Genomic DNA, 24,950 nt, shown 5'->3' on the forward strand with positions numbered 1-24,950 from the left:
CCTGATGCAAGGAAAAAACACTCCCTGGAATTTTGTAAAAGGGCTCACAGTTGCGGCATTGGTTGCCGTTTCTTTTTCCGGATGCGACAGCAACCCCAAAGCCGCTGGCGATGGTGACGAAAACAGCACCGGCGGTCGGCAATTCATTACGCTTGGCACCGCTCCATCGGGAGGCGCCTTTGCTCCGGTCGGCAATGCCATCGCCGGAGTTGTCGATGCGAACAAGGGAGACCGCGACTGGGTGGTCACGCCGAAGAAAACGAAGGGCACTCAGGAAAACATCCGCAAACTTCAGGACGGCGACATCCAGTTTGGCATGGCCAACGCAGCGATCTCCTATTTCGCCGTCAAGGGCGAAGGAGCCTGGGAGACGCCACACGAAATCCGAACCGTCGCAACGATCGCTCCGAATGTGGGTGTGTTTGTGACTACTGAAGCCACCGGAATCAAGACGATCGCCGACCTGAAAGGGAAACGCGTTGTGCTTGGTCCTGCTGGAGCCGGATTTGACTATTTCCTCAAACCGCTTTTCGAAGCCCACGGTTTGACCTACGAAGACATGACCGTGCTCCCAGGCAACTACCTGGAAGCGGGCGACATGATCGCTGACAAGAAAGCGGATGCTGCGTTTATGGGTGGAGCCATTCCAATTCCCGCAGTGACGCAGCTTTGCTCGACTCAGGACATCGTGTTTGTGAAACTCGATGACGACGCACCGGAAAAACTGAAGGCTTACCCCTTCTACGCGGCGGTTCCGGTCAAAGCCGATGCCTATTCCGACCTGAACGAAGACTTTATCGGACTCAATGTTGGCAACATGCAGTTGGTCACACACGCAAACGTTGACGAAGATCTCGTGTATGACTTTACGAAACTGATGTACGAAAACCGTGCCAAGGTCGCGGAGAAGCATCCTGCTGCCAAAGCGATCAACGAAAAGAACGCGGCACGAAATACGGGAACTCCATTCCATCCTGGTGCCATCAAGTTTTACAAAGAGATCGGCATTTGGCCTGCAGAGTAGTCACGGAGCGTTTTGAACCTGCACCCGGTTGGCGATGGTCAAGCATTCCTGCGAAACCCTTGTATCCGGTGCGGGTTCAGACTCAGTTGAGCTCAACGTTGAACATCGACTTCGACTAGGGCGCCCGCAAACGAACCGACCGAAACCTGAAAGCCTGACCCTGGATGAATGACTTATTGAAACAGCCCGGACGGGTCCTGTTCGGCGCCTGTGCAATCGCTCTGTGCATTTTCGTTCTGGTTGGCGTCAACACGACGCTATTTGAGCAACACGCCAGCCTTGCAGTGTTCGGAATGCTGGGCCTGGTGCTGGTTTTTCTGTCCCGTCCCGCCATCAAACGTTTCGACGGCACTTTGCCATTGAAGATCGTGGACGGGTTGCTGATCGTGGCGACGATCGTTGTGTTTGGCTATGTATTTTCGCAAACCAGCAAATGGTGCGAGCCGTTCTGGATCGACGGCGTTCAACTGGGTGACCGCGCGGGCAACGAGAAATCGATTGACTTTGTGTTTGCCGGCATTGGGATGCTGTTGGTCCTCGAGGCCACTCGGCGCATCATCGGCTGGACGTTGCCAATCCTGTGCGGTGTCTTTATCACGTACGCGATTTACGGCCAAAGCATGCCGGACTGGTTGTTTCCCCATGTCGGATCCTCGTGGGCTGAAATTTCACAGGCTTCGTTCCTGCAGTCCGGCGGAGTGTTTGGAATTGCTCTGAGGGTCATGTTTTTGTACGTGTTTCTGTTCGTACTGTTTGGCACGTTGCTGGAGCAAACCGGTGCGACGGGCTATGTCATTCGATTCGCGCGCCGGCTGTTTAAGAACAGCTCCGGCAGTCCCGCCAAGGTTGCCGTTGTGAGCAGCGGATTGATGGGTTCGCTTTCTGGCAGCGCGGTAGCCAACACGGCGACGACGGGGACGTTCACAATTCCTTTGATGAAGAGTTCCGGATTCGATTCCAATACGGCAGGTGGAATCGAAGCCGCGGCCAGTTCCGGTGGTGCTCTGATGCCGCCGATCATGGGTGCGGGAGCTTACATGATGTTGGAAACGGTGACGCCGGCGGTCCAGTTGTTCGACATTCTGAAAGCGGCTCTGATCCCGGCGATTCTGTATTACACGGCGTTGCTGTTGACGGTTCATTTTCACGCCAAGCGAATCAACGCGACGGCGGATCCGGAGCTGTCGGACGCCAAGGAAGGCAAATCCTCAGAGACCTATTCGAATTATCAGGGCTTCGTGTTCTTCGGCGCGTTCATCATCCTGATCGTGATGTTGCTGTGGGGCAAAACGACAGTCTTTAAAGCCGTGAGCGTCAGCCTGGTTTCGATAATCTTTTTGAGTTTGCCACACAAGTCGACCCGCCTGGATTTTGGAAAGCTCGGCCGCGCCCTGATCGATGCGGGCAAGGGCGGTATGACGCTGATCGTTGCGGCGTCTTGCGTCGGGATCATTCTGGGCGTCGTTGAATTGACGGGGCTTGGGGCGAGGCTGCCGGCAACGATTCAGGGTCTGGCCAATGACAGCGAAATTCTGGCGTTACTGTTGCTGATGGTTTCCACAATCATTCTGGGCATGGGTCTACCGTCAGCGGTTTGCTATTTGCTGATGGCGTTGCTGGTGGGAGAAGTTCTGACGACGCTCAACACGCCTCCATTGGCGGCTCACCTTTTCATTTTCTACTTTGGCATGATGTCGATGGTCACGCCCCCGGTTGCGCTTGCCGCCTATGCCGCCGCGGCGATATCCAAAGGCGACGTGATGGGGACAGCGTTCGCCGCGTTTCGATTCGCTTTGGTCGGATTCGCTCTGCCGTTCGCTTTCGTGCTCAAGCCAGAACTGCTAATGCTGACGGTGGAAAACACGGCAGCGAGCCCGTTGATGGTCGCCGCGACTGTGGCAGTTACTTTGGTCGGAATTGTTGGCCTGGCCGCGTCGATCGCAGGATTTGCGATGAAGCGGATCGGATGGAGCTTTCGAGTTGTGCTGCTGGTGCTGAGCCTGGCAGTCTTCTTTACTCGCTGCGAGGGAATCCAACTGGCCATTCAACTGATTGCGGCAGCTTCAATTGTCGGGCTGATTCTGGTCAACGCAAAACTGAAGCCGCCTGTGGAAACGGCACCCGACGCCGCGGCCCGAAGCTAAAACAAGTCGCCTGTGCATTGAGCCTCAGGGCCGATGACAATATGAACGGCATCGGTGAAGCAAAGTAAACTTTGGCTTGATTGGTCTGGTCCGATTCTGCACTACCGGACGCCGATCCCAATTAACGGCCATACGCAGCCTTCCAGGAACGGACGGTGGAATAGAATTGGAATTGGGATCATTACCCATGCCCACGTCCACAGACTTCCGATCCACGGTCGGTTTAGAATTTCGATACCAAACCGGTCGAACATGTTTTCGGCAACCATGCCGATACCGTGCAACAGGAAGTACAACAGCGGCAATCCGAAACCAGCCTGAACAGGGACGCTGATTGCCAGTTCGTGCAACAGCCCAGAAAACAGGAACGCTGACGCTGTGGCGACGTGGACCCCAATTTCTGAATTGCGCAGCCGCGCTTTGATCGGCCGAAACACCGAAACAGCCGTCATCTCTGAAAATGCCAGGTTCCAACGCTTCCCCCAAAATTCTGTCAGACTTGTCGACAGCAACGGTGCGCGAAAAAGAGGCGTGCAGTTAATTGAAAACCTGCGCCAAAAACCAACCAACAGATTGAACAATCCAAAGTGCATCAGCAGGCTGAGCCCGGGCATCAGGAAGGCCGTGGCGACCCAAAGCCTCCAAAACGGCACCACAGAGGAATCCTTTCCGATCCATTCAAAGACCAGAAAGATCGCTATTGCGATTAAGGCCACGCCTAAGCCAATTCGATTCACCCCCCGAAGAACGTAAGTTCCCCAATCGGTTCGCGGCTGGTTTGAAAACTTCATAAACAGCTTGGGCCGCATGCCGAACCAAAGTAAAACAAAGGCCAGCCAGTTTCCCAACGGCAGCGAAGGTTTTCTATTCAGGCTTTCAACTCCGACAACTGCCTTCATCGCCCACAGCAGCGCCACGATGATTAGCACCATCCGCAGTCCAGCTGGCTCGTCGATGAGAAGTCTTTCGACGCTTGCGACCGAAGCGATCGTCAGCAGCCAGGCCAACATTCGAGCCATTCGCAAACTTCTGATCCCAACAATCGCGTAACCCACAAATGGGATCACGCCGATCAACAACATGACGCCAACAATCAAGCCAGGATTATGAAAGTGATAGCCAGATGCGTGGCTCAGCAGTAAAGCGCACAAGTTCACGCCCCCGCTTGATTCAGCAAAAATGCCCAACCATAGATTGCTGTCAGGGCAACGAACAAAGCCACCAACGCCCACTCAGCCACATCGTACTGAATGCCTTTTGGTGCGTCACTGCGATCAAAGTAGAAAAACTGAATCGCAACGCGTGCAGCCCAATAGAGAGTAATGTAGATCGTGACGGCCGAAGCCAAAAACGATCCGTCCATCAGGCTCGCTGGCGAAAGCATTGAGATCAATGCAAAGGAGAGATTGGTCGCCCAAATGTATCCGGCGTAAGTCCAGAACACTTGACGAGTCAGAGGCCGCAACTTCGCGGTGTCGTCAGACCAATTGAGGACGCGAGGAATCGCGAGACTGCCAATCACCAAAACCAGTTGCAACGCCCCAGCGATAAAGATAATTCGATTCACGGCTGGAATCCTTGTCGTGCGAAGGCTGAGTTCGGTGATCTAACCGTGGAACTTTGCAACGGCTAACCTCAAGTCACTCGCAACGCGGGAACTCTTTCGCGTTTCGATTGCAGGCCAGGCTCGCTCAACCACTTCTCCATCCATTTTCATTCGCTCGGCAGCATTCCATGTTCGAAATCCGCGCAAGGAGTTGAGAGCATTCGCCGAAGTTTTCGTGACGCGTGAAGAAAAAGGAGACAATGCCAAGCGAACCAGTATTTGCAGGCTTGCTTGACTGCCCAAACACCGTTCACGGTTTATCGTTCGTACTTGCGTTTGGTAAGCGTCCAAGCGGGAATCCACTTTTGCCCGCCGACATTCATTTGAAAATCGCTGATCAAACGTTTCTCCATGTCAGCCAGATGCCCGGCGCCGTAGAAGATCGCGATCTTCTTTTTACCGCTGGCAAGCTCCTCCTTAAGGACTTCCATGCATTTCGCGTTGCGGTGGTTGATGATCGTCGAACCGTCTTTTCCTTCAAACATCGCCAAGCCAGCTTCCATGTCGATCATTTGCTGAGCCATCACGCGACGCATGCGAAGCGATTTATCACTTGAAAAAAGAGCCATGATCATTCCAGCCGTTCCGGTGTCTTTGCCAGATGCCTGCATCGCCATGCTCTGTCCCATCGCCTTGAGAGCGTAGCCGCCGATGCTCTCCTCATTGCTTTTCATGCTCTCGCCAAACTCGGTCGGCGTCATATCCGCGTGCACGAAGTTGCCCTTGGTGTAGTCAATTTTCTCAAGCTGGAACTCAAGATCCAACAGATTCTTCAAACCTTTCTGGATTCCGCCGACCGGATTGAGAGAAATGCTCTCATCGTCGACACGCCCTCCCTTGGGGATCACAGTTCCTTCGGGCGCCACCAACTCATACAGCAATGATTCGTATTGCTCGAACTGATTGTTTAGCGTTTCGTAGTAAGACTTTTCGCCGACATGAACGGCGCCGATCAAGTCAACGATTACCGTTTCGCCGTCCTCGTTTTTCGTCTGATAGCGAACGACGCTGGTCTCCATGGCAACCGGACGGCCTTTGTGGTCACGTCGGATTCGCAGGAACCTCGCGTTTGGCGAATTCTCTTCCTGGACTGTTTTCTTCGAGGTCTCTTTCTTCTGCTTTGTCGTCTCTTGTTGGCCGTTGGCAATCAGACCGCTAACGAAAAAAGCTGCCATCAGCGAAGCCATAAAGCCGATGTAAGAAAAAGAGTTCTTGAACATGAATGAAACCATGGTTTGAAGGGATTGGAATCAGCAACATTATTGCGTACCCAAAACTATACCATTTGTTTCAAGTTCAGACAGGTTCAACCAACTCGGGCCTGGAAAGCGAGACTTCGTTCCCGCGGGACAGGAACACCGAAGCCGGACGATGTGACATCGCTTTTACAAACTGGGATCCAAAAAGCCGCTCGACGTCGCAATCAAATTTTGCCTGAGCCACGTCCCAGATCACCCATTCGGGCGTTGTCAGCTCGGATCGCCAGACTCCTTTTTCATTGACAACGTAGCGGTCCGCATGCCGCAGGATAAACTCGATCTTGCTGCCGGGACGGATGTCTTTGACTCGACTGCGGCCCCGGATACGAATATCGTTCCAGCGGTCTCGTACTTTCCATTGGTACTCAATGTCCGGCGGACGGTTGACGGGAAGCTTGCTGGTCTGCAGTTTCATCGGCATCTGCAAAACTTCGCTCTGCGTCAGGCGACTCATAATCCACGCCGCAATCGACCGCTGGACATAATGCTTCAGGAAAAAAGTCCCGTAGCGATAACTGCCCAGATGCGGTTCGCGAACATACAGCTGCAGCCCGACAGACGCAAAGTCTCGGCTGATGGGAAACCCGCAGCACTTCAGGTTACGAATCCTTTTCGCAACCAGACTGATGTGGGCAGAGCCCTGGTATAGATCAGGCTCAAGACCTTTGGGAACAATCTTCTTCAACAGCCGTTTGTCGGCTTCGAAATTGATAAGCACCATCTCAGAAAATCGAGCCGTAAAATTGGCCCGTGCGGAATTTGGTGGAACCGCGATCGTTGAATCTGAATCAACACGATGGGAGCGTCTCGACAGTCGCGACGCGGAAGCGGAATTGACCGCGTCGGTCTGCCCGTGGTTGGTGGACTGCATCACTCATCCCTTCAAGTGGATAGGAAGCTACATACTCATTTCCTTAACGTTCATACCTCGGTCCTGTTGCGCCTGTTCCAGTCAATCCTGAGAAGATCTGTTCGGAAAGATTGACTTCTTTATTCTACAGCCTTGGATTGCCGCAAGCGAACACGAACTAGCTGTAAAAACCTCTCGGTTTCCGTTTCGCTCTTGATGATCGAAAACCCGGCTCCAGAGAGCGGATAGATTCCAAAGACATTTTCAACCTGGATCTGTTCTTCAACTGGCAAGTCTTCGTTGAGCAAGCCTGCCAGAACGGCCTGAGCAAGCATCTGCACGCTGATCTCAACTTTCTCTGCCGGTCGCCGGCGCAATCGAGACGAAATCGCGACGCTCTCGTCATCAAGCGGCAGTTTCAACCAATGGGCACAGCGAGCAAACTCGACGCCGGTTTTGCCTTTCGAAGACTTGGCGACGATATCGATCAAGCCAAGCTTTTCCGATGCTTTAAGCGCGTCATAACGGTTTACTTCGTCGTCGATCAGATAGGGGTTGCAGGTCACGAAGATCAATTTGACCCGAGAGCGTCCCGAGATTCTTTCATTTGTTTCTTCGGACCGTATCCAATCGGCAATGGCTCGATCAAGCACTTCACGAAACTCGCTTCGTCGTATCGCTTGTGCGTGCTCCGAACTGGAAATGAAATTAACGGCTTCCAGAACTTCAACGTCGCTAAACAAAGAGCGCTCGCCGTTCGGTCTCAACTCCTCTGCGTGGATTCGATTCGCATGGTCGGCGAGAAACAAATATCCGATCAACAAAACCTCTGACGCAACTCCAGGATGTCTGTCCGGAATGAGCGTAAGTCGGGCAGCCTGCTTGAGCGCCGTGCCGGATTGTTCGGATTTGAAATCATAGTCTTCGAAGGCCAGCGGCAGTTCCAGGCACATCTTCAGAAACAACTTGCGGCTGAGAATGTTCGAGCCATCACTGTCCGAGCCGTTGACGAACTTGTTGAACTTCGGCCAAGCCCTGAAATGCGCGAAAGACTCCTTTCCGGCATCCGCCTGAAGGAACGATTTCGCAAGCCGTTTGCGGCGATCGATCTCCATGCGTTCGAGCAGGTTCCGGCACCGACTGTGAATCTCGAGGTTGCTACTTTCAAGTGCAGCTTTGACCAACGGCAGAGCCGCGTCGCCGAGCGCCAAAATTTTGGTCTCAGCTCGATCGCGGACTTCCGGGTCAGGATCAGCCAGCCTTTCGATGTACTGACTAACGGAAACATCGTCGTCGGTCTGGGCCGTCAATTGCGATGCGCCGAATGGTGACAACGACTGTGCGAACAAGATCGCAAAAGCAAAACGGATTTGGATCGTGAAGTTTCTATGCATCCGACCAGTTTACCAGATGGACGCGTTACGCCACCATAATCGAATAGCTGCAGCAGTGCCGGTTGCCAGAGTGCGACTTACGATCCAAAGCACCAAAACGCCGCTTCTGACACAAAGACTGGCCTCAATCTGGAAATCGCCAAATGTGGACACTACTTTTTGATATCGATGGAACCTTGATTCGGACCCGTGGCGTTGGCATGGGGGCGATGGGACAGGCAATCGTTGAACACTACGGCCATACCGACATTCCGGACGTCCGGGTGCATGGCTGTACCGATCGAGGCATCATCTCGGAGCTTTTTCGGCAGTTGGAGATTGACCTCGACGCAGATCATTCCGGTTTCCTGCAAACCTACTGCGAATTGCTACACGGAAAATTGAAAGTCCATGGCGGCGATCTGCTCCCGGGAGTCGTCGATCTGCTGGAGCACCTTAATGCCCATCCGAATGTCGCGCTCGGACTGTTGACCGGAAATGCTCAACGTGCTGCCGAGATCAAGCTGGACCATTTTGGCTTGCGTGAATACTTCCTCTTCGGCGGTTACGGCGACGATCACAGCGACCGCAACGACGTGGCGGAAGAGGCATCGAACGCTGCAGCCACGTTTCTGGGCGATCGATTTGACGACGCCAAAGTCTGGGTCATTGGAGACACGTCGAATGATATTCGTTGCGGGCGATCGATCGGCGCCAAAGTACTTGCCGTTGAAACCGGCGGCGACTGCAAGGACACACTCGCGGCCAAGGAACCTGATCTTCAACTAAGTGACCTTTCTAACGTGTCCGCCTGGTTGAAGACGTTAGATTCCTGAGTTTCTTTGGGCGACTTCGACGCCCGGAAATCCCATCAACGGTGCGCATTCCGAATCGATGTCTCGGTGTAAATTGGCTGCGTGACCGAAAAAAGCCTTTGGCGGATTCGCCTCCATAAACCCCGCGAAGTTAAGCGTTAAAGTCGTTACATCCATCATTTTTCTCTTGAAGTCGTTTTTTTCCTCGATAGACTGGCATTCGAAATTTGACTGCAGCCACTCTCTAATTTTCATGGATGCATGGTCGAAGTCGCGCTAATCGACAAGAGATTTCGATCCGTCGTGCATCTGGAAAAAAACATGAACAACACTCAGTTAACTCTGACTCAAATTTTCGGCGCTTTAATGCGTCAGAAGGCGAAAGGGCTACTCGCCTTTCTAATCGTCTTCGGCTTGGTGATGGCACTGTTTCTGGTTTGGCCCAAGAGCTACGGTTCCGAGGGCAAACTTCATGTGCAGATGACTCGCACAGAAACGAACCTGTCTCCCGTCGTTAGCTCGAACGGGCAAGGCATGGGTATCTCAATCCAGGACACTCGCGAGACTGAAATCAAATCGGTTGAAGAGGTTCTGAAGAGCCGCGCTGTGCTGGAAGCCGTCGTCAAAAAGATTGGTGCCAAGAAGATTCTTGAGAACTCCTTTTCGGGATTGCTACCAAGCCTTTCGGTTCCGTCGATTCTCAAAGGCGGCGGCAGTGCTGCTGGCGACATGAGTCCTGAAGAGTACAAGGAACTCAAGAACATTGAACTGGCAACGAACCTGCTTGATGAATCGCTTTCAGTTCACAACACAAAAAAGACTTCTGTCATTTCTGTTTACATGAAGGCGAACTCGCCGCGACTGGCTCAGGAAATTGTCAACGAGATCATCAGCGAAACTCGAAAAGTTCACCAGAAGATGCACGGCGTTACGGGCTCTTCTGCGTTCTTCGCCGAAAAGGTCAAGGAAGCGGACGCAGAGCTCGAAGAGGCGTTGGCGAAACTGGAAGAGTTCCGTGAAAAGCAACAGGTGCTTTCAGTTGGCTCTGCCCGTTTCACTCTGCAGGAAATCATTGGAACGCTCGAAAAAGGAATCATGGAATCTGGCGTCGAAGTCGAACAGTCCCAGCGACAGATCGATACGTTGATGAAAGAAATCGGCAAGACTCCTGAGAAGATTGTTCTTGAAACCAAAGGCGTCGAACGAAAATCTGGCGACGACGCGACTGTTGAAGTTTTCCGCCTGGAAAGCGAACGGCAACGTTTGCTTTCGCAATATCGGGCGACCCATCCGGAAGTCCGCAAAATCGATGCGAGACTGAAGCAGATGAAGTCCCGTTTGGGAACGATGAAGGATGATCGAACGCAGAGTCAAAGCACCATTAACGCAGTATTTTCCGACGTGAAAATGCAGCTCGTGAGAGCGGAAACACAAAACATTGGAGCAAAAGCCAGACTCAAATCGCTTGAGAAGAAGTTGGCGAAAGCTCGCAAGGATGCCGTTGAGATGAATCGCGCTGAAATTCAGGCGGATCGGCTTCAACGAGACGTTGACGACACTCGCAAGGATCGCGAAATGTATGTTGCCAAGGGTCGAGAGGCACTCGCCAGTTTGAGCCTTGATAACAGTAATCTTTCGACATTGGTGGTTGCCCAACAACCGACCTTTATTTTGAAACACGCCAGCCCTCGCGGCATGTTGTTTCTACCGATCGCTCTGATTCTGGGAACCCTCGCGGGCCTGGCGACGGCGATGTTCTGCGAACGGAATCACTTGAGTCCCTCCCTGAATGAAGTTGAGGTTGAGCAGATCCTTGAGATGCCAGTCCTCGTCACGCTCCCTCGAGTCTACTCCAGCAGAAACATGGTGAACTAATGTCGACAGATAACGCAATCAACAACGACCAAATAGACCGACAACGTGCCAAACGCATGGGTGTCGCACCAAGTTCCAGCCTACGTCGGCACTTTCTGTCGCTGGCTCGGCAAACTCGCCAGTGGGCACATCAGAACGATCGTGCTGCCATCCGTCCCTGCACGATTGGCGTGACTTCGATTTCACTCGGATCCGGTAACAGTACGGTTGCTTACAACCTTGCCGTAGCAATGACTTCGGTCGCGCGATCGAGAGTGCTACTGGTCGAGTGTGACTTCGGCAGAAACTTTATTACCCGACGACTGGGCAATGCCCGCAAATTGGGATTGAGCGAGTTGCTGACAGGGATGGCGGATATGGACGAAGCCGTTTCCACGACTCCGATCCGAAACCTGGATGCAGTCGGATGCGGTCAAGTCAACGAACAGATCGCTCTGGAGTTACCTTTCGACGAATTACCATCAGTCATTAATCGTAGCTTCATTGATTACGAATACTGTATCTTCGATTTGCCAGTGGCCAGCAATCTGACCGCTTGTCACTCGCTGGTTCCGGCACTCGATGGAGTCATCCTGAATGTCGAAGCCAATCAAATCGACCACAAACTCATTTCCCGTTTCCGAAATTCGATGCAGGCACTCAACGTGCCGATCGTCGGAATGGTCATTAACAAGCAGTAGTTGCTTGTTGCCCTCACCTTGACTACACGACTTGCGCCTCACCAATAACGGATTGAAAATGATAGTTCGAAATCGTCGAAAGCGAGAAAACCTGCTTAGCAGGTTGTCCCGTTCGCTTTCCCGAGTTAAGCCCCCAGCCGGACACAACAACCTTATGTCGACGGAAGAGTTTCAGCTCGAAATCGACAAGGAAATCCATCGCTCAAATCGAAGAACTGCGGACCCTGAGTTTGCAATGGTCTTGCTGGATTTTAGTGACCACGATGTTCCGGACGGCAAACTGGAAACGCTGATCAAAGAATTCTCGCAACGACTGCGAGTGTCTGATTCGCTCGGCTGGCATCAGCTGAAACTCGGTGCTCTTCTCCCGGAGACAGGTCGCGAGGGAGCTGTCCTTGTTTCAGAGTCCCTGCTGGACATCGCCAAATCACACAACGTTGAAATGGAAGCAACGATTTCGATCTACCCCTGGGACGATCGTTTGCTCGGTCCCTACGAGGGATCCAATCGCTCGTTTGACAAAGGTAGCAACGGCAAAGGCAGCAACGGAACTGACCCCAACTGGTCCGAGTTCCACCGGGAAGACGACCCGTTTGGCGACGCCTATCAATTTGCAAACGACTCGTCATCGGGCGGCGTCGCAACGTTGGCTCCACCGGTCAAACGCAAGCTTGCGAAACGCTCGTTGCTTCCAGCAGGCACTGGTGCTCGAGTTGCTTTCAGCCGATCCGAAAAGACGCCGGCTTGGAAACGCGTTATCGATGTCGTGGGTGCGGGAACAGGATTGTTGTTGCTTTCACCTGTACTGGTCGCTGCCGCGGTCGCCATCAAAGCAACTTCGGACGGCCCGGTGTTCTTTCGCCAGGACCGTGAAGGCAAGGACGGGGAGACCTTCAAGATTCTGAAGTTCCGCACGATGTGCCAGGATGCTGAACTTAAAAAAGAAGACTTGCGTGTGCTCAGCGAACAGGATGGTCCTGCGTTCAAGCTCAAAGACGATCCGCGGATCACGCGAGTTGGTAGGTATTTACGAAAATCCTGCGTCGACGAGCTACCTCAATTGCTCAACGTTTTGACTGGCGAAATGTCGTTGGTTGGACCGCGACCATTGCCGGTTAACGAATCACAGCAGTGTCTTCCATGGCAGCGTCAACGTCTGACGGTCCTTCCTGGTTTGACTTGCACATGGCAGGCTCGCGGTGGAAGAGACATCAAGTTTGCTGAGTGGATGAGAATGGACCTCGACTACATCGAACAGCGCGGTTTTTGGAACGATCTTCGATTGATCGGAGAAACGGCCATGGTCGTGGTTATGCACAAGGGTTCGGTCTAGGCCGGATCAAAGAAGTTCAGCTCCCCGGATCTTCTTGTCAATTCGAATCTCGCACGCGTTCCCTTCGCTTGCGAGCCCTGAAACAAGTGTTCCCAGAGAGCAGTATCGCCAGATGGTAAGCGTGGCTACAAAACCTGATTTGAAAGTCCAAAAGTCTGGCAACGCGCCAGCAATTCTGGACATGCCGCTGCAGGACATCATTGGTTGGCTGCTGATTTGCGGCTGCTCGTTTCTGAACCTCGCCAACGTGTTGGTTGACAAGGACGAGGTCGGTCTGGACTTTCAGGTTCTGGCCAAACTGGGCCTGATTGGTATGGGCGGCCTCTACGGTCTGCACGGAATTCTGACGCGTCCTCGGGCACGTAGCCTGCTGCTCTCATTCCCCGTCGCGTGGCTGTTAATCATCGCCGGATTCTATTTTCTCGCCGTTCCGTTTTCCGTTTCGCCGAGGAACTCGCTCGTTTCGACCTGCTCGATCATCGCAGTGATTTTGCTGACCGTGACGGCCCTCGATCATCTTGGCGTGATGAAAACCGTCAAAGCGATGTTCGCCGGGATGGCACTGTTCATTGTCGGCTCCTGGTTTTTCTACTTCGCATTCCCTGAGATCGGGGTTCTCGCCGAGCCGATTCCTGGCGGCGAATTCGTGTACCGCATGAGTGGATTGGCCCACGCGAATACTCTGGGACAGTACTCGGCACTGACTGTAGTGCTCTGTGTGATCCTGTTCTTCAGCTACAAACAGCGATCAATGTTGATCGTCGTGATTGGAGTCCTCGCCTTCGGTGCACTGCTTGGTTCATGGTCCAGAACTTCCATCATGGCTTGCGGACTTGCGCTGATCGTTGGCTATCGCCACATCTATCTTCGCAAAGAGTTCCTGGGAATGTACATGCTGGCCGCAGCGTTGCTATTGCTGAGCGTATTGGTGATGAGCACTCAGGTTGACCTTGGCGAAAAGATTGCTTCGAAGATGGAACTGCTTTCGAAATCCGACGACGCGGAAGAGCTAACGACAGCAACGGGTCGATCTGTGATTTGGGCTCACGCGATTTACCTGCTGCAGGATCAGCCAGTGACGGGCTATGGAGCCGCGACGCAGAAGATCCATTTTGAGGACCACTCGCTCTACACTCACAACATGATTCTGAACATCGCGTTCAGCGCCGGGATTTTCGCCGGGATCGCCGCGGTGCTGATGATCCTCGGTCGCTTGCGTTCGCTGTTTTTCAACCGACATCCGTTGGCGGACGCGATCGTCGTGTTCATCATCATCAACGGACTCTTTGAGAACGTGATATTCTCGATTCTGGCGGGACTTCCGACCATGCTATGGGTGCTCGCATTGGCGTGGCCTTTGTTGCTTGACGACCCAGCCGTTCGAGAGCTCGACCGGTCTGACCGCCAGCCAGGTGACACGCGCACCCGTTTTCTGCGACTGGAGTCCTGATGAGCACATCGGCTTTTGAAGACAGGTCTTCTACTTCCGCGACAGCAATTTCGGACGGCGGATCGAAGCAGGTTCTTGATGTGCACGCGGTCGTTTTGACAAACTACCTCAGAACGCATCACGTGTTGGCGTTGCAGGAGTTCTCCAAGCGAGTTCGCAAGCTGACGGTGCTGTTATCGGTACCGATGGAACCCGATCGCGACTGGGATGCTCAATGGGGCGGACTTGATGTTCAGGTCCAGCAAAACTTTATGTGGACCGCCAACTGGAAACACTCGACCGGTTTCTCCGAACAGAACTTCATCCACTTCCCGATCGACACTCCGATAAGATTGCGGAAACTGAAGCCCGACATCGTGCTCTCCTACGAGATGGGTGCGCGAACGATCCTGTCGACGTTCTACCGACTGTTTAAACGCAACGTTCCCTTGGTGATGGTCGGCAACATGTCAGACCATATCGAAAAAGAACGTGGATTCCTGCGTCGCATCGCCAGAAAACTGATCTGCCGCGGCGTTGACTATTTCACGTACAACGGTCCAAGTTGCAAACGATATCTGAAATCGCTGGGAGTTTCCGAAGACAAACTGTTTCATTTTCCTTACTGCATCGATGGCTCGACCATTTTCAATGGCGACAGACTATCCATCACAGACGGCAAACAATCGCAGGATCCTATCAAGCTGCTTTATTGTGGCGCCATCAGCGAGCGCAAGGGAATCTTGCAATTTGCAGAAGCGTTGTCGCAATGGTGCGGCGACAATCCGTACAAGAGCGTCGAACTGATGATCGCCGGATCGGGCGAGCTTAAAGACAAGGTCGCTCAAACGGCCGATGAGAATCTCGACATAAACTTTCTGGGCAACTGTGACTCCGATCAGCTTCGTGAGGCCTACGGCAGCGCGGACATCTGCGTGTTCCCGACGCTCGCCGACGAGTGGGGACTGGTTCCAATCGAAGCGATGGCGTCCGGCGTCCCGGTCCTCGGAAGCAAATTTGCTCAATCGGTGGAATCCTGTTGTGTGGATTCAGAAAACGGATGGACTTTTGATCCCACCAACTCGGACGACATTGTCGACGCGATTGATCGGGCGTTGACGACCGACGCAGCGAGACTTCAAGAGATGCGATCGTCAGCAAAACGCTCGGTAGCCCATATTTCGCCCGAAAGATCGGGCTGCCTGCTTGCCGAAGCCGTCGCTTCGATCAAGTCTCAGCGTGTGCCTAACGATATTTCCGCTTTGCAACGCCAGACAACCTGATCGCTGCTTTCCAATCCAATCGACGCAGCTAAACTGACCACTCTCTTCCCGCTCCCCTTGATCCACCACAATGAAACCCCTTGCCAGCATCTCGCTCGATCTCGACAACAAATGGGCTTATTTGAAAGCTCACGGAGATCCTCAATGGGAGTCGTATCCGACTTACTTTCCCATGATCGTTCCACGTGTTCTGGATATCCTGGAACAACGGAAACAGAAGATCACTTTCTTCGTCGTTGGTCAGGACGCTGAACACGAGATCAATCGCGCACCATTGAAAGCGATCGCGGACGCTGGTCACGAGATCGCCAATCATTCCTACAATCACGAACCGTGGTTGCACCTGTACGGACCCAAACAACTGCAGGAAGAATTCGACAAATCCGAAGCCGCGATTGAAAACGCGACTGGCCAGGTTCCGATCGGCTTTCGCGGACCGGGCTTCAGCCTCTCTGACGAAGTACTGCGAACTTTGATGCGGCGTGGCTATCAGTACGATGGCACTTCGTTTCCAACTTTTCTGGGCCCTGTTGCTCGAGCCTACTACTTTTGGTCGTCGGGGCTTTCGAAAGACCAGAAGGAGGATCGCAAGGAACTGTTCGGCAGGTTCACGGACGGATTCAAGACGCTCGCTCCATATCGCTTCAGTTGGCGCGGACGGAACATCGTTGAAATGCCGGTCACGACCATGCCGATTTTCCGACTGCCAATCCACGGGAGCTATCTACTGTTCCTCGGGCAGTATTCAACGTGGCTGGCCAAATTCTACTTTCGGTTTGCGTTAAAGCTTTGCAAATTGACCTCCGTCGAACCGCACTTTCTGCTGCACCCATTGGACTTCATGGGCGTGGAAGATGACGAAGACATGGTTTTCTTTCCCACGATGGACGAACCGTCGAGCAAGAAGATCAAGCTGATTACCGAGTGTATCGACATTTTGAAACGGGAATTCAACGTCGTCACAATGCGAGACCACGTCGCGCAAGCCAGGCGTCAGGAGTTGCCCGCAAGCACGATTTCGGTTGTGCCAGAAGGGGCTCGCGCCGACATGGCGTAGTGCGACTTTTGGTTGCAAATGGTTGACGACCGGCTGAATTTCAGGTCAATTTCTCGAACCGACTTGCTGAGAAATTTCCTCCATTCAGATGAGCCAAACGATGTCTTTTGCAGCTGATTCAACTGCCGTAGTCCTGATCGAATACCAGAACGAGTTCGCGACCGACGGTGGCGTGCTGCACGGCGCTGTTGCCGCGGTGATGAAGGAAACCGGCATGCTTGAGAACACAGCCAAGCTGGCAGGCGAAGCGCGATCCAAAGGTGCTACGATCATGCACTCTCCGATTTGTTTCGCACCGGGCTACGCAGAATTGACGCGCCATCCGTATGGCATTTTGAAAGGCGTCGTCGATGGAAACGCGTTCGTCAAAGACAGCTGGGGAGCCGCGATTGTCGATTCGCTGACACCGCAAGAGAACGACATTGTGATCGAAGGCAAACGGGGCCTGGATGCTTTTGCGAGCACGAACCTTGGCTTCATCCTACACAGCAAAGGCATCAGAACAGTCGCGATTGGCGGATTCCTGACGAACTGCTGCGTTGAGTCGACGATGCGAACGGCGTACGAGAACGGATTCGAAGTCGTTACGCTGACTGACTGTGTTGCGGCGACGTCACCGGAAGAGCATCACAATGCGATCAAGTACGACTTTCCGATGTTCTCCAAGCCAATGGCTTCCGCAGAGTTTCTCGCAGCACTCAACTAACCGGCTGGCATGCAAAACGAGCGAACTGGCTGCGGAGCTCCGAGAGCCACCTACAGATCCTGCGGCAGTCGTCGTGCGAACGGCGGCAACTGCTGCGGCGGCAAACGCAAACCGGTTTCCTGGTGCCAGGCATCACGTTCAACATCAGTAGCGTAGAATCGAAGCCAGGACTCCTCGTCCTCGACGATGTCGATGCATTGCCAACGCAGGAACGTATCGTTCAGCTGAACTTTCTTTTCTTGAGCCGGCAAAATGTCGCGAGCGATCATGCAGTACAGCTGTCGATCCGAAAGATGCGACGTGTACTCGAGCAGAATGTTTTTCTCGTAGAGCCGCCCAATCACCTGATGCAACCGAATGCTCAACGGTTCGTCTTCGAATTCGTGGTGCGGCGCGAGAACCAGTTCCGGCTCGAACCAGTTCGCGATTGGCAAAACAGGAGCACGCTCCCACGCCAGCAGCGAATGGAGAAACTCGTTTTCACTGTCGACAGTCATTCGATCGAGATCAACCAGGTACACGGACTCGTCCATATACGGTTCGATCTCATCGCGCAATCGCGCGTTCTGCATCAATAAGTCTACGTTGCTCATGGAGGTCTGAGTCCAATAACAAAAAGGCGCGATTCATTCTCATGGAAATTGCCACGGCGTTCGCTCGTTCGGCAATTTATCAGTGCTACGTACGGCTTCAAGTTTCAACTTGAACAAAACGCGAATTAAGCCCGGCTGTCTCGTCACAGCAACGATACGATCGACACGTGCCGCAGGGTTTGACAGAGATGCTGGCGGAACTCAGAACTACAAGCGGTTCTATTTCTTGAACCCAAGCGTCAACTGCGGATCCGTCGACACGCCTTCAGGATTCAATTCCTTGTACAAAAGGCTCGGCTGGATATCCGTGTTGTTCTGATACTTGTCGCTAACGTACTCCTCGATGTCGCCACAGATCTGATGGTAGAAGATCTGACAGATTGAAACGTTCGGATAAATCCGCACTGGCTGGACTGCGAACATCTCGAGTGTCCAGAATCCCTTGAAGCCCACGTCGCCAAAGCCGGCCGTGATGTGGACGAAGAGCCCAAGCCGTCCGATGGAGGAACGTCCCTCGATCATCGGAATCAGATTATGGGTCTCTGTGTGCTCGACCGTGCGAGCCAGATACAAGCGGTTTGGCGAAAGCACCATGCCAGATTCGGGAATCGTCATGCGTCGAATCCGGTTCTCCTTCCGCATGTCCAGTACGACTTCCTCGTAAGTCATAATGTCCGGATGGAGAGTCAGGTTGTAACTGTTCGGATTAAGATTCTCGGGCTTGAAGGGATCAATCTTAATATTGTCGCCCAAGTGCTGTTCAATCTCGCGTCCGGACAAAATCATATCGTTTCCCGCCGATTTTTGGCAATTCTTGTCGGTCATGCACCGAATACTCTCGCGATTCTGGGGCCAGCGATGCCAACTGTCAACCGCCGCGGAAAACGAAGATTGACCCGGACCTTCCCAGGATCTACTTTTATTACGTAGAGGCAGGGAATCCACCTGTCGAAATGAATTCGTAGAATACAATTTCTTCGCGAAGTGAACTGATCGCCAGTTTTTCGGTTCATGCACTCCCGAACCAAGGTTTACCAATGAGTCAAAACCCGTACCAATCCCCTCAAAATGCAGCGTGGACTACCGCGGACCTTGCATCCGTTGACGAACGTTCCAAGTTCATTCGCAACACCTATTTGCATGTTGCCGGAGCTTTTCTGGCGTTCGCGGCGATCGATGCGATTGCGTTAACCCTGTTTGGACCGCAAATCGAAAAGTTCGTCGGAGCAGTCACTCAAGGCTGGATGTGGCTGGTATTCCTCGGCGGCTTTATGGCCGTTAGCTTCATCGCAGATAAGTGGGCTCACAGCCGAACGTCTCGCTCGATGCAGTACGTTGGGCTTGGCTTGTACGTGGTCGCGGAAGCAATCCTGTTTCTTCCACTGCTGTTTGTCGCCAGCCGTTTTGCTGACCCAACTGTCATTCCATCTGCGGGAATTCTGACGCTGGTCGTCTTCGGTGGACTCTCAGCCGTCGTTTTTTTGACCAAAGCCGATTTTTCCTTTTTGCGATACGCATTGTGGATCGCTGGATTCGCTGCGATGGGCTTGATCGTTGCGTCGTTCTTCATGCCTATTAGCCTTGGCTTCTGGTTCTCTGCTGCAATGATTATCTACGCAGCCGGATCGATCCTGTACAGCACGTCGAACATCCTGCACCACTACAACACAAACCAGCACGTTGCCGCTTCTTTGGCGCTGTTCTCTTCAGTTGCCTTGATGCTGTGGTACGTGATCCAGTTGTTCATGAGCTTCGACGAATAGTCTTCGGTAAATAAAAGGCGCCTATGTCAAATTCGGATTTTCAGATTCCTGATTCGTTCGATGGCTCTGTGCGCCTTTTTCCGTTGCCCAATCTTGTCCTGTTTCCTGGAGTCGTTCAGGCGCTGAACCTGTTCGAACCACGTTACCGACAGCTGATGGCAGATGTGCTCAGCGACGACAATCTGATCACGATGGCGTTGGTCAAACCTGACCCGGAAAACCTGACGATGCCGGTTCCCGAAATCTGCAACACGGTTTGTGTCGGGAAAGTGATGACTCATGCGAAACTCGAAAACGGCACTTACAATTTGCTGCTGGCGGGAGTGTCGCGAGCCGTGATCGTTGACGAACTGGCTTCGGACACGCTTTACCGGCAGGCCCGCGTGAAGCTGATCCCCGAAAAGTCTTTGCTCAACGCGGACGACAAGTCTCTGCGAACGAAACTGATTCAGCTGTTCAAGAATTCCCGTGGAGTCGAATCAGAATTTGATGAAGAGGCGCTGGACAAACTTGTCAGCGACAAAATCGAGGTCGGCCAGTTGGCGGACCTGGTTGCGTATGCTTCTGGCATCAGCCCGATGGAACAGCAGTTGATCCTCGAAACATCGGACGTTCGCGATCGAGTCGAAACGCTGATTTCGATGTTGGAACGTTTGAACGAAAAAGTCACTATGAATGATGGCGGCGATTCACGTGAGTTTCCGCCAGGCTTCAGCCTCAATTAGAGACAGAGTTATATGAAAGTCACAATCGAATACTGCGGCGCCTGAAACTATCTTCCACGAGCCTCCAGTTTGGCGGCAACAATCAAGGAAACTCTCAACGTCGACGCCGAGCTGATCAAAAGCAGTGGCGGCATCTACGATATCAAAGTCGACGACCGGCTCGTTTACTCCAAACGAGCAAACGGAAACCAGTTTCCTGAAAGCGATGGTGCCGTCGTGAAGTTGATTCAGGCAACGGCCTGACGATTGTCTTACCAGCGCCGACGACGCTTCACGGGTCGCGGTTTGACTCGTGGAGCAGGAACGACGACTTTGGCAATCGGGCGTGGACGCACGACGACAACACCTTGCACAGCGACTCCTGAACTCGCACCTGACGCACCTGACGCACTCGACTGACTTGCAATACTCGCACGCTGGACGGCCTCGATCACTGCGTTGGAAACACCGTTTGACTTAAGGTGAATCAAGCCGGCGGGGCTGAGGTCGAATCGACCTCCACGCTGCTGTATCGCGTTGACAATGACGCTGTCGCCGAGCCCGCTTTGTGACATATGAATCAAATCCTGGTCGACGAGAGCCGACTGGTGGGCTTGAATGGCTTGGGCTTCTGCGGCTTCCCGTTCAGCTTGTGCGTTGCCGACAATGCCGCCGGTCAAAGCTCCTGCTGCCGCGCCGATCAATGCTCCCTCTGCTGCGTGGTCAGACTGATGCCCAATGATCGCGCCCGCGGTTGTTCCTAGTGCCGTTCCAATGGCGGCCTTCTGATGGACTGGATTCGACGACTGACACCCAGCCACAAAACCAGTCAATGAAAGCGTTCCGACAACGATGGCTCGCGAAAAGAAACAGTCTCTATGGTTGTGATTGCACATGATTCATTCTTCCTTAAATGAGGTGCACTAAGCGATCAGCCGATCGCTCTTTCGATATCTTCTAACCCCACCTTTCAGACAGCAGGTCGCCGATTCACTACTTGAATTGAAGCCGTCGCTAGCAAGCGGAGACAAACTGCGGTCATGCGTTGCCAAATCAACAAAGGCTCTGTTTCGAGTGTGTTGCAGGTTACGAAAACGCTGATTCGGCATTGGGTTCTGAAGCATTTACGAGTCCATCTCCGTTCGCTGCTTGGGTAGCTTTTGGCAGTAGCCGACATCGACACAAGCAATCAAACGGACCGCAGTGCTGCCGCCCCTTTCCAATCGTTGCCCCCAGTCGACCTTTTGTTCCACGGAGGTCAGTCATACCATCGGCGAGCCTGTTGTTGCAGTGGCCTTCAATTGGACGACAATAGAGCGATCGATAGCGTTCTTTGCACATACAGATCATCAAGGCGAACTCCATGGTTTGGGTCATCCCGTCTCGTAAATTTTCTGCGTTCTTTGCGGCCTTCTTACTGCTGTTGCTCTCTGGCAGTCACAGCATCGTCGCTCAGAAGCAACTCTCCGAAGACACGGACCAAACGGCTAAATCGACTAACGACTCGCTGTTTCAACCCAAAGATATATTCCAGTTGGAATTCGCGTCCGATGCGCAGATTTCGCCAGATGGATCAACGATCGTCTATCGTCGGAACTGGTTCGACATCATGAACGATCGCAGCGTCGGTGACTTGTGGATGATCAACGCCGCAGGGAAACACCTGCCGATGATCGAAAGTGCAACTTCGCCACGATGGTCGCCCGATGGGACTCGACTGGCCTATGTTGGTCTTGATCGTAACGGCAAACGCCAACTGTTCTGTCACTGGTTCGCGGAAGATCGTTCGACAGCGTTGACGCACCTGACCGAATCGCCCAGCGGAATCACTTGGTCCCCCGATGGAAAGCAAATCGCGTTCTTCATGTCCGTCGCTGCGAAAGCGAAACCATTTGCAACGTTGCCGGCAAAACCGAAAGGCGCCAAATGGGCGGATCCGCCGAAGATGATCACGAAGCTCCGTTATCGATCCGATGGTGCAGGCTTTCTTCCGGATAAATTTTCGCATTTGTTCGTGGTCAGCGCCGATGGTGGTTCGCCACGACAGTTGACGACGGGTGACTTTAACCACAACGGCACCGTCGCGTGGACTTCCGATAGCAAAGAGATTTTGATCTCAGCCAATCGCCACGAAGACCACGAGTACCAACCCAACAACAGCGAGATCTATCGAGTCCGCCTTGCCGACCGTTCCATCACTGCCGTCACCGATCGCGTCGGCCCGGATGGAAGCCCAGCGATTTCCGACGACGGAAAGACAATCGCCTTCGTTGGTTACGACGACAAATTCCTGGGCAATCAGACTCAGACGCTCTACGTGATGGACTCCGACGGTGGCAACAAGCGAAAGTTGCTGGAGTTTGATCGGAGTGTTGGCTCGCCGAAATGGAGCAATTTTCACAAGGGGTTTTTGTTTACCTATGTCGATCAAGGCAACGCCAAACTTGCGGTCGTTTCGCTTGATGGCGAAATGAAAAAGCTGGCCGACAATTTAGGCAGCAACTGTATCGGCCGACCTTACGCTGGGCCCAGTTCATTCACCGTGGCCGACAACGGTGCGATTGCCTTTTGCGTGACCACGCCGATGATGCCGGGCGAACTTGCTCGTCTCGATGAAGGTGACTTGCAAGTGTTGACTCACCTGAACAACGATCTTCTGGAACATAAGGTTCTCGGCGAGGTTACCGAGCAACGTTTTCCTTCCAGCGCCGGCGAGCTGGAGATTCAGAGCTGGATTATGGTTCCGCCGAACTTTGACCCATCAAAAAAGTATCCTCTGATTCTTGAGATTCACGGCGGGCCATTTGCGGCTTACGGCGACGTATTCTCTGCGGAGCTACAACTGATGGCTTCTGCCGGCTACGTCGTGCTCTACGTAAATCCACGCGGCAGCACCAGTTACGGCCAGGATTTTGCCAACGAGATCCATCACAACTATCCGGGGCAGGACTATGACGACTTGATGAGTGCCGTCGATACGGTAATCGCGAATGGGTACGTCGACAAAGATCGCTTGTACGTAACCGGCGGCAGCGGAGGCGGCGTTCTGACCGCGTGGATCATTGGCAGCACGAATCGCTTCAAGGCCGCGGTTGTCGCGAAACCGGTGATCAACTGGTACAGCTTTGCGTTGACCTCCGACGCGTACAACTTTTTCTACAAGTACTGGTTCCCTGGGCTGCCGTGGGATCACACCGAGCACTACATGAAGCGTTCGCCGATTTCGAAAGTTGGCAACGTGGAGACACCGACGATGCTGTTGACCGGCGAAGCGGATTATCGAACTCCGATCAGCGAGTCAGAGCAGTACTATCAAGCCTTGAAGCTACGTAAGATCGACGCCGCGATGGTCCGCATTCCCGGCGCCTCCCACGGGATCGCCGCCCGTCCGAGTCATCTTCTGGCCAAGGTTGCGTATATCTTGAAGTGGTTTGCAACCCATCCGTAACCTCCTTGGAATACAAGCCCGAAGCGCGAGCGAGTGGTTCGACCGCAGATCTTAACCACAAAGAGCATAGAGGCTCACAGAGATCGTCGTGCTGTCCTCGGTGGTAAATCTATCCGCGCATTTTTGCCCACGAAACACACCAAATATGCGAAAGCACTACGCGTCGACGATCATGCCTTTTCGTGTGTTTAGTGTGTTTCGTGGTTGATAAAGACGTCCTGTGCTTGAATTGTGGTTTAGTACAATTCCCAGTTCCCTGCTCACCTAACAAGGCCCGAAATGGATCTCCTTTTCAAAGACGAAAGCTACCAGATCATGGGAGCCTGCTTTGAAGTCTACAAAAACAAAGGTTGTGGGTTCGTCGAACAGGTCTATCAGGAATGCTTGTCGCTTGAGTTTGGCTTGCAGGCGATTCCATTTGCCGAGCAAGTCGAATTGACGTTGGAGTACAAAGGGAAACAGTTGGAGCAAACGTATAAGCCAGACTTCATTTGCTTCGATGAGATCATCGTAGAAATCAAAGCTGTCTCTAAATTGAACGATCAACATCGTGCCCAAGTCCACAACTACCTAGAAGCTTGGTTTGCTGGTGAACTTTGGTCACCATCCGAAAGTGGAGTGGGAGCGAATTGTGCGTTGACGACATGCGGTCTTGATCAACCACGAAACACACCAAATACACGAAAGTTGCGCGCGTCGACGATCCTGTCCTTTCGTGTGTTTAGTGTATTTCGTGGTTCAAAAATTCATGCTGATGGGAGAATGTCTGATCATGTCGTTGCAACTGCCTTGCGTGGATTCGCGTTCCGATGAAATGCGGATTCAATTAACCACGAAACACACTAAATACACGAAAGTTGCGCGCGTCCACGATCCTGTCTTTTCGTGTGTTTAGTGTATTTCGTGGTTCAAAAAGTCGCGATGAACTGATCATGTCCGATGAAGTTATTGCAGTCGGCGGGTTTCATTTCGTGCAACGATGACATGCACCATTGACTAACCACGAAA

At 53.0% G+C, this 24,950-nt stretch carries 22 protein-coding genes and 1 pseudogene; 15 read left to right on the forward strand and 8 right to left on the reverse strand.

Translation table 11 applies throughout. The features are described from left to right. The first annotated feature begins 4 nt into the window (after window positions 1-4). Both MFFC18_RS16130 and MFFC18_RS16135 read left to right on the forward strand, forming a co-directional pair. Window positions 5-1,024 (forward strand): TAXI family TRAP transporter solute-binding subunit, encoded by a 1,020-nt coding sequence (locus tag MFFC18_RS16130; RefSeq protein WP_157665255.1) that lies wholly within the window; start codon window positions 5-7, stop codon window positions 1,022-1,024. 164 nt (window positions 1,025-1,188) lie between these two features. Continuing rightward, entirely contained in the window at window positions 1,189-3,168 is a 1,980-nt protein-coding gene (locus tag MFFC18_RS16135; protein ID WP_075086330.1) for a TRAP transporter permease, read from the forward strand. 101 nt (window positions 3,169-3,269) lie between these two features. On the opposite strand, the gene MFFC18_RS16140 is transcribed toward MFFC18_RS16135, so the two are convergent. From MFFC18_RS16140 to MFFC18_RS16160, 5 genes are all read right to left on the reverse strand, one after another. Next, complete coding sequence (locus tag MFFC18_RS16140) at window positions 3,270-4,325, reverse strand: wax synthase family protein (protein ID WP_084417416.1); 1,056 nt, start codon at window positions 4,323-4,325, stop codon at window positions 3,270-3,272. Further along, the gene (locus MFFC18_RS16145; protein WP_202907593.1) at window positions 4,322-4,735 is read right to left on the reverse strand and encodes a hypothetical protein; all 414 of its coding nucleotides are present in this window, start codon (window positions 4,733-4,735) and stop codon (window positions 4,322-4,324) included. The genes MFFC18_RS16140 and MFFC18_RS16145 overlap by 4 nt, the downstream gene beginning before the upstream one ends. A 296-nt stretch (window positions 4,736-5,031) precedes the next feature. Then, on the reverse strand, window positions 5,032-5,994 hold the full coding sequence (locus MFFC18_RS16150; RefSeq protein ID WP_148618923.1) for a hypothetical protein: 963 nt from the start codon (window positions 5,992-5,994) through the stop codon (window positions 5,032-5,034). Between the two features lie 76 nt (window positions 5,995-6,070). Then, window positions 6,071-6,904 carry a DUF2071 domain-containing protein gene (locus MFFC18_RS16155; RefSeq protein ID WP_075086326.1) on the reverse strand — a complete coding sequence of 278 codons (834 nt, stop codon included), beginning with the start codon at window positions 6,902-6,904 and terminating at the stop codon, window positions 6,071-6,073. A gap of 119 nt (window positions 6,905-7,023) precedes the next feature. Further along, a complete protein-coding gene (locus MFFC18_RS16160) occupies window positions 7,024-8,193 on the reverse strand; it encodes a hypothetical protein (RefSeq protein WP_148618924.1) in 1,170 nt (389 codons plus the stop codon). Window positions 8,194-8,420: 227 nt separating this feature from the next. Between MFFC18_RS16160 and MFFC18_RS16165 the strand changes: the two genes are divergently transcribed. The 8 genes from MFFC18_RS16165 (at window position 8,421) to MFFC18_RS16200 (ending at window position 17,434) form a co-directional block, all read left to right on the forward strand. After that, the gene (locus MFFC18_RS16165; RefSeq protein ID WP_075086324.1) at window positions 8,421-9,092 is read left to right on the forward strand and encodes an HAD family hydrolase; all 672 of its coding nucleotides are present in this window, start codon (window positions 8,421-8,423) and stop codon (window positions 9,090-9,092) included. A gap of 300 nt (window positions 9,093-9,392) precedes the next feature. Continuing rightward, entirely contained in the window at window positions 9,393-10,946 is a 1,554-nt protein-coding gene (locus MFFC18_RS16170; RefSeq protein WP_157665254.1) for a GumC family protein, read from the forward strand. Continuing rightward, window positions 10,946-11,626 (forward strand): AAA family ATPase, encoded by a 681-nt coding sequence (locus MFFC18_RS16175; RefSeq protein WP_075086321.1) that lies wholly within the window; start codon window positions 10,946-10,948, stop codon window positions 11,624-11,626. Before MFFC18_RS16170 ends, MFFC18_RS16175 begins: the two co-directional genes overlap by 1 nt. Before the next feature lie 58 nt (window positions 11,627-11,684). Beyond that, window positions 11,685-12,959: a sugar transferase gene (locus MFFC18_RS16180; RefSeq protein ID WP_084417415.1), complete on the forward strand. Its 1,275-nt coding sequence runs from the start codon at window positions 11,685-11,687 to the stop codon at window positions 12,957-12,959. 34 nt (window positions 12,960-12,993) lie between these two features. After that, window positions 12,994-14,409, forward strand: coding sequence for an O-antigen ligase family protein (locus MFFC18_RS16185; protein WP_148618925.1), 1,416 nt, complete (start codon window positions 12,994-12,996; stop codon window positions 14,407-14,409). After that, window positions 14,409-15,671, forward strand: coding sequence for a glycosyltransferase family 4 protein (locus MFFC18_RS16190; RefSeq protein ID WP_075086318.1), 1,263 nt, complete (start codon window positions 14,409-14,411; stop codon window positions 15,669-15,671). The genes MFFC18_RS16185 and MFFC18_RS16190 overlap by 1 nt, the downstream gene beginning before the upstream one ends. A 70-nt stretch (window positions 15,672-15,741) precedes the next feature. After that, window positions 15,742-16,728, forward strand: a complete 987-nt coding sequence (locus MFFC18_RS16195; protein WP_075086317.1) for a polysaccharide deacetylase family protein — start codon at window positions 15,742-15,744, stop codon at window positions 16,726-16,728. 100 nt (window positions 16,729-16,828) lie between these two features. After that, on the forward strand, window positions 16,829-17,434 hold the full coding sequence (locus MFFC18_RS16200) for a cysteine hydrolase (protein WP_202907592.1): 606 nt from the start codon (window positions 16,829-16,831) through the stop codon (window positions 17,432-17,434). 50 nt (window positions 17,435-17,484) lie between these two features. Here MFFC18_RS16200 and MFFC18_RS16205 read toward each other — a convergent pair whose 3' ends face one another. Together MFFC18_RS16205 and dcd are read right to left on the reverse strand one after the other, a co-directional pair. Beyond that, window positions 17,485-18,027 carry a hypothetical protein gene (locus MFFC18_RS16205; protein ID WP_075086315.1) on the reverse strand — a complete coding sequence of 181 codons (543 nt, stop codon included), beginning with the start codon at window positions 18,025-18,027 and terminating at the stop codon, window positions 17,485-17,487. Window positions 18,028-18,246: 219 nt separating this feature from the next. Further along, complete coding sequence (dcd, locus tag MFFC18_RS16210) at window positions 18,247-18,813, reverse strand: dCTP deaminase (protein ID WP_075086375.1); 567 nt, start codon at window positions 18,811-18,813, stop codon at window positions 18,247-18,249. A gap of 251 nt (window positions 18,814-19,064) precedes the next feature. Here dcd and MFFC18_RS16215 point away from each other — a divergent pair, with 251 nt between their 5' ends. The 3 genes and pseudogenes from MFFC18_RS16215 to MFFC18_RS16225 all read left to right on the forward strand — a co-directional run. Further along, window positions 19,065-19,790: a Bax inhibitor-1/YccA family protein gene (locus tag MFFC18_RS16215; RefSeq protein WP_075086314.1), complete on the forward strand. Its 726-nt coding sequence runs from the start codon at window positions 19,065-19,067 to the stop codon at window positions 19,788-19,790. Between the two features lie 23 nt (window positions 19,791-19,813). Next, a complete protein-coding gene (locus tag MFFC18_RS16220; protein ID WP_075086313.1) occupies window positions 19,814-20,515 on the forward strand; it encodes an LON peptidase substrate-binding domain-containing protein in 702 nt (233 codons plus the stop codon). 57 nt (window positions 20,516-20,572) lie between these two features. Continuing rightward, a pseudogene (locus tag MFFC18_RS16225) lies at window positions 20,573-20,758 on the forward strand (Rdx family protein); the annotation flags it as partial. Between the two features lie 8 nt (window positions 20,759-20,766). On the opposite strand, the gene MFFC18_RS16230 reads toward MFFC18_RS16225, so the two are convergent. Then, a complete protein-coding gene (locus MFFC18_RS16230; RefSeq protein ID WP_075086312.1) occupies window positions 20,767-21,390 on the reverse strand; it encodes a YMGG-like glycine zipper-containing protein in 624 nt (207 codons plus the stop codon). A 467-nt stretch (window positions 21,391-21,857) separates the two neighbouring features. Here MFFC18_RS16230 and MFFC18_RS16235 point away from each other — a divergent pair, with 467 nt between their 5' ends. Both MFFC18_RS16235 and MFFC18_RS16240 read left to right on the forward strand, forming a co-directional pair. Continuing rightward, window positions 21,858-23,942: a S9 family peptidase gene (locus tag MFFC18_RS16235; RefSeq protein ID WP_084417413.1), complete on the forward strand. Its 2,085-nt coding sequence runs from the start codon at window positions 21,858-21,860 to the stop codon at window positions 23,940-23,942. A gap of 279 nt (window positions 23,943-24,221) precedes the next feature. Continuing rightward, on the forward strand, window positions 24,222-24,755 hold the full coding sequence (locus MFFC18_RS16240) for a GxxExxY protein (protein ID WP_202907591.1): 534 nt from the start codon (window positions 24,222-24,224) through the stop codon (window positions 24,753-24,755). The last annotated feature ends 195 nt before the right edge of the window (window positions 24,756-24,950 follow it).

The organism is Mariniblastus fucicola (genome assembly GCF_008087665.1).
GTDB classification, from domain to species: domain Bacteria; phylum Planctomycetota; class Planctomycetia; order Pirellulales; family Pirellulaceae; genus Mariniblastus; species Mariniblastus fucicola.

What these genes read in the sequence shown, in the direction of transcription:
- MFFC18_RS16130 (WP_157665255.1), top strand. Translation starts at nt 5, where the DNA reads ATGCAAGGAAAAAACACTCCCTGGAATTTTGTAAAAGGGCTCACAGTT.
- MFFC18_RS16135 (WP_075086330.1), top strand. Translation starts at nt 1,189, where the DNA reads ATGAATGACTTATTGAAACAGCCCGGACGGGTCCTGTTCGGCGCCTGT.
- MFFC18_RS16150 (WP_148618923.1), bottom strand. Translation starts at nt 5,994, where the DNA reads ATGTTCAAGAACTCTTTTTCTTACATCGGCTTTATGGCTTCGCTGATG.
- MFFC18_RS16155 (WP_075086326.1), bottom strand. Translation starts at nt 6,904, where the DNA reads ATGCAGTCCACCAACCACGGGCAGACCGACGCGGTCAATTCCGCTTCC.
- MFFC18_RS16165 (WP_075086324.1), top strand. Translation starts at nt 8,421, where the DNA reads ATGTGGACACTACTTTTTGATATCGATGGAACCTTGATTCGGACCCGT.
- MFFC18_RS16170 (WP_157665254.1), top strand. Translation starts at nt 9,393, where the DNA reads ATGAACAACACTCAGTTAACTCTGACTCAAATTTTCGGCGCTTTAATG.
- MFFC18_RS16175 (WP_075086321.1), top strand. Translation starts at nt 10,946, where the DNA reads ATGTCGACAGATAACGCAATCAACAACGACCAAATAGACCGACAACGT.
- MFFC18_RS16180 (WP_084417415.1), top strand. Translation starts at nt 11,685, where the DNA reads ATGATAGTTCGAAATCGTCGAAAGCGAGAAAACCTGCTTAGCAGGTTG.
- MFFC18_RS16190 (WP_075086318.1), top strand. Translation starts at nt 14,409, where the DNA reads ATGAGCACATCGGCTTTTGAAGACAGGTCTTCTACTTCCGCGACAGCA.
- MFFC18_RS16195 (WP_075086317.1), top strand. Translation starts at nt 15,742, where the DNA reads ATGAAACCCCTTGCCAGCATCTCGCTCGATCTCGACAACAAATGGGCT.
- MFFC18_RS16200 (WP_202907592.1), top strand. Translation starts at nt 16,829, where the DNA reads ATGTCTTTTGCAGCTGATTCAACTGCCGTAGTCCTGATCGAATACCAG.
- MFFC18_RS16205 (WP_075086315.1), bottom strand. Translation starts at nt 18,027, where the DNA reads ATGAGCAACGTAGACTTATTGATGCAGAACGCGCGATTGCGCGATGAG.
- dcd (WP_075086375.1), bottom strand. Translation starts at nt 18,813, where the DNA reads ATGATTTTGTCCGGACGCGAGATTGAACAGCACTTGGGCGACAATATT.
- MFFC18_RS16215 (WP_075086314.1), top strand. Translation starts at nt 19,065, where the DNA reads ATGAGTCAAAACCCGTACCAATCCCCTCAAAATGCAGCGTGGACTACC.
- MFFC18_RS16220 (WP_075086313.1), top strand. Translation starts at nt 19,814, where the DNA reads ATGTCAAATTCGGATTTTCAGATTCCTGATTCGTTCGATGGCTCTGTG.
- MFFC18_RS16230 (WP_075086312.1), bottom strand. Translation starts at nt 21,390, where the DNA reads ATGTGCAATCACAACCATAGAGACTGTTTCTTTTCGCGAGCCATCGTT.
- MFFC18_RS16235 (WP_084417413.1), top strand. Translation starts at nt 21,858, where the DNA reads ATGGTTTGGGTCATCCCGTCTCGTAAATTTTCTGCGTTCTTTGCGGCC.
- MFFC18_RS16240 (WP_202907591.1), top strand. Translation starts at nt 24,222, where the DNA reads ATGGATCTCCTTTTCAAAGACGAAAGCTACCAGATCATGGGAGCCTGC.